Source organism: Azohydromonas caseinilytica (genome assembly GCF_012927045.1).
GTDB classification, from domain to species: Bacteria; Pseudomonadota; Gammaproteobacteria; order Burkholderiales; family Burkholderiaceae_C; genus Azohydromonas; species Azohydromonas caseinilytica.
Genome location: NZ_JABBFW010000096.1, coordinates 1 through 1,034 on the forward strand (window position 1 = coordinate 1; position 1,034 = coordinate 1,034).

A 1,034-nucleotide genomic window follows, 5' to 3' on the forward strand; every position below is an offset into this window, starting at 1 on the left:
TGGGCCGCGCAGGAGCGCGACGGGCTCACGCCGATCCGCTCGGACGACAAGTACTACGGCGCGGCCGCGGCCGACCCGCAGTCCGACTGGGTGGACCTGGCCAAGGTCGCCATCCCGCAGGCCGACGAGCAGCAGCGGCTGCTGGCCAACCTGATCACGCACATGAACCTCGCGCGCAAGCCGCTGCCGCGCTTTTGGTACTTCCCCAACGGGCACAAGGCCGTGGTGATCATGACCGGCGACGACCACGCCAACGGCGGCACGCCCGGGCGCTTCGAGCGCTTCAAGCAGCTCTCCACGCCGGGGTGCTCGGTGGCCAACTGGGAGTGCATCCGCGGCACCTCGTACGTCTACACCGACACGGCCATGAGCAACGCGCAGGCCGCGCAGTACGACGCCGAGGGCTTCGAGACCAGCCTGCACGCGACCACGCGCTGCGACGACTACGACGCGGCCTCGCTGGACCAGAACTACGCCGAGCAGCTGGCCTACTGGCAGAGCAAGTACACCAGCCTGCCCGCGCCGGCCACGCAGCGCCACCACTGCATCGTCTGGAGCGACTGGGCCAGCGGCGCGCAGGTGCAGGCCAAGTACGGCATGCGGCTGGACACGAGCTACTACTTCTGGCCCCCGGGCTGGGTTGACGACGTGCCGGGCCTCTTCACCGGCTCGGCCATGCCCATGCGCTTCATGCGGCTGGACGGCAACTTCATCGACGTGTACCAGGCCGCCACGCAGATGACCGACGAGTCGGGGCAGAGCTACCCGTACGTGGTCAACACGCTGCTGGACCGCGCGCTGGGGGCCGAAGGGTATTACGGCGCCTACACCGTCAACGCCCACACCGACCAGGCCATCATCGACGAGGCCGAGGCCGTGGTGGCCTCGGCCAAGGCCCGCGGCGTGCCGGTGATCGCCGCGCGCCAGATGCTCACCTGGCTCGACGCGCGCAACGCCTCCACCTTCGGCGCTTTCAGCTGGAGCGGCTCGGCGCTGAGCTTCAACGTCACGCGCAGCCCCGCGGCCAACGGGCT

Annotated in this window: 1 protein-coding gene; it reads left to right on the top strand. The window is 69.8% G+C overall.

Features of this window, described 5'->3' with window-relative positions; translation table 11 throughout:
* The coding region (locus HHL10_RS30125; RefSeq protein WP_205833305.1) for a hypothetical protein at positions 1–1,034 on the top strand (1,034 nt) is incomplete at both ends.